This window comes from Claveliimonas sp. (genome assembly GCF_037273965.1).
In the GTDB taxonomy this organism is placed as follows: Bacteria; Bacillota; Clostridia; order Lachnospirales; family Lachnospiraceae; genus Claveliimonas; species Claveliimonas bilis.
In genome coordinates this window covers 1-6404 of sequence record NZ_JAYAZJ010000044.1, presented here as the reverse complement: position 1 = coordinate 6404, position 6404 = coordinate 1, and the positions used below count along the sequence as shown (strand labels likewise).

Annotated in this window: 8 protein-coding genes and 1 pseudogene; 1 reads left to right on the top strand and 8 read right to left on the bottom strand. The window is 44.3% G+C overall.

Translation table 11 applies throughout. The annotated features are described in order from the left end of the window. The 4 genes from WJ238_RS02830 to WJ238_RS02815 form a co-directional block, all read right to left on the bottom strand. The coding region (locus WJ238_RS02830; protein ID WP_524536985.1) for a phosphoribosylformylglycinamidine synthase-related protein at nt 1–1010 on the bottom strand (1010 nt) is incomplete at its 3' end. Between the two features lie 64 nt (nt 1011–1074). After that, nucleotides 1075–1905 carry an Mrp/NBP35 family ATP-binding protein gene (locus WJ238_RS02825; RefSeq protein WP_173751985.1) on the bottom strand — a complete coding sequence of 277 codons (831 nt, stop codon included), beginning with the start codon at nt 1903–1905 and terminating at the stop codon, nt 1075–1077. Nucleotides 1906–1957: 52 nt separating this feature from the next. Then, nucleotides 1958–2305, bottom strand: a complete 348-nt coding sequence (locus WJ238_RS02820) for a metal-sensing transcriptional repressor (protein WP_337606078.1) — start codon at nt 2303–2305, stop codon at nt 1958–1960. A 79-nt stretch (nt 2306–2384) separates the two neighbouring features. Then, nucleotides 2385–2612 carry a hypothetical protein gene (locus tag WJ238_RS02815; protein ID WP_022066632.1) on the bottom strand — a complete coding sequence of 76 codons (228 nt, stop codon included), beginning with the start codon at nt 2610–2612 and terminating at the stop codon, nt 2385–2387. Between the two features lie 319 nt (nt 2613–2931). Here WJ238_RS02815 and WJ238_RS02810 point away from each other — a divergent pair, with 319 nt between their 5' ends. Then, on the top strand, nt 2932–3501 hold the full coding sequence (locus WJ238_RS02810; RefSeq protein WP_022066631.1) for a xanthine phosphoribosyltransferase: 570 nt from the start codon (nt 2932–2934) through the stop codon (nt 3499–3501). A 90-nt stretch (nt 3502–3591) separates the two neighbouring features. On the opposite strand, the gene WJ238_RS02805 is transcribed toward WJ238_RS02810, so the two are convergent. From WJ238_RS02805 to WJ238_RS02790, 4 genes and pseudogenes are all read right to left on the bottom strand, one after another. Beyond that, the gene (locus WJ238_RS02805; protein ID WP_337606077.1) at nt 3592–5139 is read right to left on the bottom strand and encodes a substrate-binding domain-containing protein; all 1548 of its coding nucleotides are present in this window, start codon (nt 5137–5139) and stop codon (nt 3592–3594) included. 131 nt (nt 5140–5270) lie between these two features. After that, on the bottom strand, nt 5271–5432 hold the full coding sequence (gene rd / locus WJ238_RS02800) for a rubredoxin (protein WP_022066629.1): 162 nt from the start codon (nt 5430–5432) through the stop codon (nt 5271–5273). Nucleotides 5433–5531: 99 nt separating this feature from the next. Then, a complete protein-coding gene (locus WJ238_RS02795) occupies nt 5532–6251 on the bottom strand; it encodes a type 1 glutamine amidotransferase (protein WP_337606075.1) in 720 nt (239 codons plus the stop codon). Beyond that, nucleotides 6248–6404 (bottom strand): annotated as a pseudogene (locus tag WJ238_RS02790) (MurT ligase domain-containing protein); the annotation flags it as partial. The pseudogene WJ238_RS02790 and the gene WJ238_RS02795, both read right to left, overlap by 4 nt.

Below are 6404 nucleotides of genomic sequence, written 5' to 3'. Positions count from 1 at the left end.
AACGGCTCGATCTCTGTCGGATGGTTGTGTGTCTCATTTTTAAAGTTGATCAGCCACTCTTCTTCTTTGCCGTCAACATCTACAGGAACTACAATACTGCAGGAATTGATCTCGTCAGATTCCTCCTGATCCTGAAGCTTTCCTTCAGATTTCAGTTTTTTCATTGCCATCAGGGCAAGATCCATCAGACAGATGAATTTGTCGTCACGGTCTTTATAAAGAACCTCTCTGTCGTTCAGGTACTGCTCATATGTTTTTTCGATAGGCTCTTTATAGTCGCCCTCACCAAATTTAACATCTGTAAGCTCAGTAGAAAAGGTAGTATGACGGCAGTGATCTGACCAGTAGGTATCCAGAACACGAATTTCTGTCATGGAAGGATTGCGGTTCTCTTCCCCTTTGAAATAATTCTGAATATGCTGAAAATCTCTGAATGTCATTGCAAGATTAAGAGAATCGTACAGATCCTTCAGATCATTTTCCGCCATATCCTTAAAGCCGTCAAAAATCTTTACATCCTCCGGCTCCGGAAAAACATTTACCAGAGTTTCCGGTTTCTCAATTCCTGTTTCTCTGGAATCTACCGGATTGATGCAGTGGTGTTTTACAGCTTCAAATTCCTCATCCGTTACGGTTCCTTCAATTACATAGGTAGTAGCGGAACGGATGATCGGCTGGGAATTTTCATCCAGAAACTGAACACACTGTACTGCAGAATCTGCTCTCTGGTCAAACTGACCCGGCAGATATTCTACAGAAAAAATTCTGGAATTCTCTGCGGTTTCAAAGCTTTCCTGGTAAAGCTCGTCTACCGGCGGCTCTGCAAATACTGTCCTGCAGGCTCTTTCAAACACCTCGTCAGAAATATTCTCCACATCATAACGAATCAGCACTCTTACACCTGTAACAGATTTGATTCCCAGGTAACTGCTGATTTCATGTTTCAGTTCTTTTGCCTGAACTGCATAGGCAGGTTTCTTTTCTACATAAACACGTCTTACGTTGCTCATGAGAGACTCCTTTCTCGATCCGGCCAGGGGCCATAGTATTTTTGAGCTTATATTAATTCTTATCTTATACCGGCATACAGTTATCTGCCGCTTCAAGATAAGTATTTACTACCTGATGGAATTCTCCTTTGTCCGCATAATCTGCAAAAGATGCCTCGATGGGCATTTTGCCAAGTACCGGAACTCCAAGTTCTGCCGCAATCTCATCAATATGGCTTTCACCAAATACTTTGATCTCCTTTCCGCAGTCCGGACATTTTACATAGCTGTAATTCTCTACGATCCCAAGTACCGGAATATGCATCATTTCAGCCATATTAAATGCTTTTTTAACGATCATTTTTACAAGATCCTGCGGAGAGCTTACGATCACGATTCCGTCAACCGGAAGTGACTGGAATACAGTAAGCGGTACGTCGCCGGTTCCCGGAGGCATGTCTACAAACAGATAATCCAGGTCTCCCCAGATCACATCGGTCCAGAACTGTTTTACCATATTTGCAAGGATCGGTCCTCTCCAGATAACAGGAGTCTCCTCTGTAGGAAGCAGGAGGTTTACAGAAATAACCTTGATCCCGTTTCCTGTCTCCATTGGGTAGATTCCATTGTCGTCTGCCTGGGCAGCGCCCTTCAGACCATACATTTTCGGAATAGACGGACCGGTAATATCCGCGTCCAGAATACCTACTTTAAAGCCTTTGGCTGCCATGCGGTTTGCAAGAGATGCTGTTACAAAAGATTTACCTACGCCGCCCTTGCCGCTGACAATACCGATCACATGTTTTACATTGGACATGGAATTGGCTTCTGCCATAAGATCCATGTTCTTACCTTTGCTGCTGCATCCCTCGCAGCTTGATTTGTCACAGGTTTTGCTGTTACATTCCTTTGCCATCTTACTTCTCCTTCTATATTATTATCGTCTATCTGTGCAGTAAGATTCTCCCTTATTTGATGAACCGGTCTATGGCCTTTTCCAGTTCCCTGATAGCGTCCCGGTCCCCATGCTCCACAGCATCTACAATGCAGTGCTCAATGTGGTCCTGGAGAATGATCTTGCCTGTATTATTAATTGCGGATTTCACTGCTGAAAGCTGAATCAGAACCTCGGAACAGTCACGTCCGTCTTCTACCATTCTCTTAATAGATTCCATATGGCCGATTGCTCTTGAAAGACGATTAAGTACAGCCTTGGTCTGCGCATGACTGTGATGATGGCCGTGCGCTCCGTGTGTATGTTCAACCACACTTCCGTCCTCCATGATATGCTCATGTGTCTCTTTTGTTTCGCTCATGTGTGCTCCTTTCCCGGCCTTACCGGACTGATCTGCGGTCCTCTTTGTTCTGCCGCCACCTGCCATTATAGCACAGCTACTAAATCTCTGTAAAGGAGCATCTCTGTTTTATCCCCGAGGTGAGAATATCAAAAATCACTGTTCCGTCTTCAAGAACTGTCTTGTCATAGGAAACTTCTTTTCCCTGAAATTTATTCTTTACATATTCTTCCGGGTCTTCCAGCTGCACCTCATCTACAAATACATCCCGCATCTGATTTCCCGGGCATTTGTTAAAAATCTCCCAGATCACTTCGTATTCTTTCATGATACGCCTTCCCTCTCCTGTATTTTTTGCAGTTATTTTCCCTGTGTTTTTCCCGACAGATAAAACGCTGCTCTTCTCCCTGCTCTTTCTGTTTCAGTGATTCTTTTCTGTTTTTTCGTTCTGTTTTCTTTTTATATTGGCTTTTTTTCATTGTACCAGACCTTTTCAGGCAATGCAACGGAAGTAAGCATAACTTTTTGTGGGTACTTCCACAATTTTTTTGCAAAACTTTGTCGAAAAGAATTGAACTTCCGCCGAGAATAGCGTATATTAGATGTAATTTCTAATAAGAATGTAATTAAATCAAAGGAGAGAAGTCATGCAGCTCTTAAAAGACCGTATCCTTAAAGACGGAATTGTAAAACCAGGAAATATTTTAAAAGTAGACAGTTTTCTGAATCACCAGATGGATATTACTCTGATCAATGAAATCGGAAAAGAATTCAAAAGACGTTTTTCAGACTGTCCGATCACAAAGATTCTTACCATTGAGGCCTCTGGCATCGGCATTGCCTGCATCGCAGCTCAGTATTTCGATGTACCTGTTATTTTTGCCAAAAAGGCGCAGAGTCTGAATCTTGACGGGGAAATGTACTGCTCCAAAGTGGAATCCTTTACACATAAAAAAGTATATGATGTAATCCTTTCCAAAAAATTCCTCGGACCGGAAGACCATGTTCTTCTGATCGATGATTTCCTTGCCAATGGATGCGCCCTGATGGGACTGATTGAAATTGTAAAAGAATCAGGAGCCGTTCTTGAAGGCGCGGGAATTGTAATTGAAAAGGGATTCCAGAACGGCGGTCAGTGTATCCGCGATATGGGTGTGCGCCTGGAATCACTTGCCATTATTGATTCCATGACCGATGATTCTCTGACTTTCAGATAAAACCGAACCTTTTCCGGATTTTCCCGGACAAATACACAACCCGGAGCTTTGCCATATATTTACGGTAAAGCTCCGGGCTGTTTTATTTTCTTATTTATCGTCAGAAGCGGATTTACTTTTCTTTAAGGTTACTTTTTCCGACGCTTTCTTTTCATCCTTGTCAGACTCTTTTTCCTTTTTTAAATCAGAATCCTCTTTTTCCCCTGAAGACTGTTTTACTGCTTCTTTGTCTTCTTCCCAATCGGAAGCTGCACTTTCCTGTGGAGTCGCTTCGTCTTCTTTCGGAGAAGGAGTAACGCTTTCCTCCGGGACTGGTGTTACGGTTTCCTCAGCCTCCGGAGCTATCTCTTCTTCCTCATAATAACCGTTGTCGATCAGAAGCTCATAATTATCGCCGTCTATTACCTGCGACTCACAGAGGTACGTTCCGATGATCTTTACACCATTGTCATACTGTTCGTAATCGTTTACCTCCGGATCCTCCTCTCCTGTCAGGTAAACGTGAACCATCTGCTCGCAGTTATCTGCCAGATCTCTGTAATCCATAAAGAGACTGAAACCGATTTTTCCGGATGCCACGGATCTCACTGCTTCCTCCTTACATCCCACTCCTGTGATCAAAGGCCACTGCTCACTTCCGGGAACAATTCCCGCTGTCTCCAGAGTCTCTTCAGCCCCCAGAGCGGCATCATCAAACCCTGTACAGATAATATCCGGAACAGCTCCGTCTTCATAAGAATCCTCAAGGAGCTGGCTCATCCGTGTACCGGCAAGCTCTCTGCTCCACCTGATGATTCCGGTATCGTCAAAGCTGATCTTACCGGAAGTGCACACCAGGGTTCCGTCATCCAGATAAGGCTGCAGTCCTTCCATAACTCCATTATACAGGAACAAAGCTTCTGTATCGTCCGGAGAACCCATCAGAAATTCAATGGTTCTGGTTTCCTTTTCTTCCTGCACTTCTTTCAGGTTTTCCTTTTTAATGATCTCTTCTGCGATCATCTGTCCTGCCTGTCGGCCTCCGAAGGTCGTATAATATTTCACCGCATTGGTATCCATAATAAGATCATCATAGGAAAATACCGGGATCTCTGCCTCTTTTACTTCTGCCAGCACATCCGTCAGTCCATAAGCGTCTACCGGAGTGATAATAAAAGCAGCTACCTGCTGTTCCAGCATTTCCTGTATCTGAGATACCTGTCTGGAAGCGTCTCCCTCAGCATAGGCCAGTAAAGGCTCGTATCCGTCCTCTTTCAGATTTGCCTCAAGCACCTGAGCATCATCTGACCATTCTTCCTGATCAGGAAGAAGAACCGCGATCTTCACACTTTCTGTCTCAGTTTCCTCCTGAGCCTCTTTTTTATTTTCGGAATCCTCTGCTTCGGATTTCTTCTCAGTTTCTTTTTTATCTTCTTTTGAAGCCTTCTCCGCTTCCTTTTCGGCTTTCTTTTCTTCCTTCTCTTTCTGCTCCTGTTCTTCCTCCCGGGCTTCCTGCATTTCCTCGTCTTCTCCGGTTCCCTCATCCTCTGTCTGGGCACTCTCGCTGGCAGCTTCTGTGGCATCATTTCCGCCGCATCCTGACAGAGCTCCCAAAGTCATAAAAAATCCTATAAAAATAACTGCTGTCTTTTTCTTCATGCTGGCTTCCTTTCTGTTCAGAATTCCTTATATTCTTCTGCAAAAGTCTTACGCTTTTCTGCTGAAACATCCATGTATAAAAAGAAAGGTGTCAAAAGCAGCCTGCTTTCGGCACCCTTCCGTCCGGTTACTTAGTCTTCCGGTACAAATTCATCCTTGCCTACTCCGCAGATCGGGCAAACCCAATCCTCCGGAATATCTTCAAATGCTGTGCCCGGCTCGATTCCGCTGTCCGGATCGCCGATTTCCGGGTCATATACATATCCACATGGCTCGCATACATACTTCTGCATAATTGTTACTCCTTTCAAGTCTGTTTCTGAATCTTATGAAACGGATTCTGTACCGCTCCACGGCTTCATTATAACGTCAGTTTTTTTTGATTGCAAGTGTTATTTCACAAACCTTTTGTAAATATAATCATTTGCTTCCTTTTCCTGGGTGTCATCCAGCGGTTCCAGCTGCAGACTCTCTCCGTATTTCCGTCTGAGGGCCTGGGTGATCAGCCAGTCTGCAAGCTGAGGATTCTTGGGAAGAAGAGGTCCGTGAAGATACGTTCCGATCACATTTTTGTAGACTACGCCCTCATATCCTGTCTGTCCGTCATTTCCCGCTCCGTAAAGAACCTTTCCAAGAGGCTGATTATTTCCGATAAAGGTTCTTCCTCCATGGTTTTCAAAGCCAACCACCGGCATGTCAAATAAGTCGCTTTTGAGAACAATATTACTGATCAGCCGTCCCTCCTGCTGTTCTGTGTGCATGTCCACAAGCTCAAGCCCTTTGATCATTCCCTGGTCTGTTTTATAATAATTTCCCAGAAGCTGATAGCCTCCGCAGATAGCGATCACAACTCCGTTGTTTTCCACATACGCCTTAAAAGCTCCCTGAAGCTCTCTGAGCTTTTCACAGACCAGCATCTGCTCCCTGTCTGAACCTCCGCCCAGAAGCACGATATCCAATCCGGAAAAATCAATGGTATCATTCAGCTCAAAGGAAATTGTCTCTGACTCGATCCCTCTCCACTGACACCGTTTCATAAGACACTGGATATTTCCCCTGTCACCATAGAGATTCAGCAGATCCGGATATAAATGTCCAATAGTCAGTTTCATTTCTGCTCTCCCTCCAGTTTTTTCAGTATATTTCTGGTGGCAAAAAGTGCCGTATAGTTTACAAGTACATAGAGATTTCCTGTGCCGTCCTTAACTCTGTCTCTGATGGCTTTTTCTACATCCGGCTCCAGTACAGAGGGAATATCCACATAT

What these genes read in the sequence shown, in the direction of transcription:
- WJ238_RS02825 (WP_173751985.1), bottom strand. Translation starts at nt 1,905, where the DNA reads ATGGCAAAGGAATGTAACAGCAAAACCTGTGACAAATCAAGCTGCGAG.
- WJ238_RS02810 (WP_022066631.1), top strand. Translation starts at nt 2,932, where the DNA reads ATGCAGCTCTTAAAAGACCGTATCCTTAAAGACGGAATTGTAAAACCA.
- WJ238_RS02795 (WP_337606075.1), bottom strand. Translation starts at nt 6,251, where the DNA reads ATGAAACTGACTATTGGACATTTATATCCGGATCTGCTGAATCTCTAT.
- WJ238_RS02805 (WP_337606077.1), bottom strand. Translation starts at nt 5,139, where the DNA reads ATGAAGAAAAAGACAGCAGTTATTTTTATAGGATTTTTTATGACTTTG.
- WJ238_RS02820 (WP_337606078.1), bottom strand. Translation starts at nt 2,305, where the DNA reads ATGAGCGAAACAAAAGAGACACATGAGCATATCATGGAGGACGGAAGT.
- rd (WP_022066629.1), bottom strand. Translation starts at nt 5,432, where the DNA reads ATGCAGAAGTATGTATGCGAGCCATGTGGATATGTATATGACCCGGAA.
- WJ238_RS02815 (WP_022066632.1), bottom strand. Translation starts at nt 2,612, where the DNA reads ATGAAAGAATACGAAGTGATCTGGGAGATTTTTAACAAATGCCCGGGA.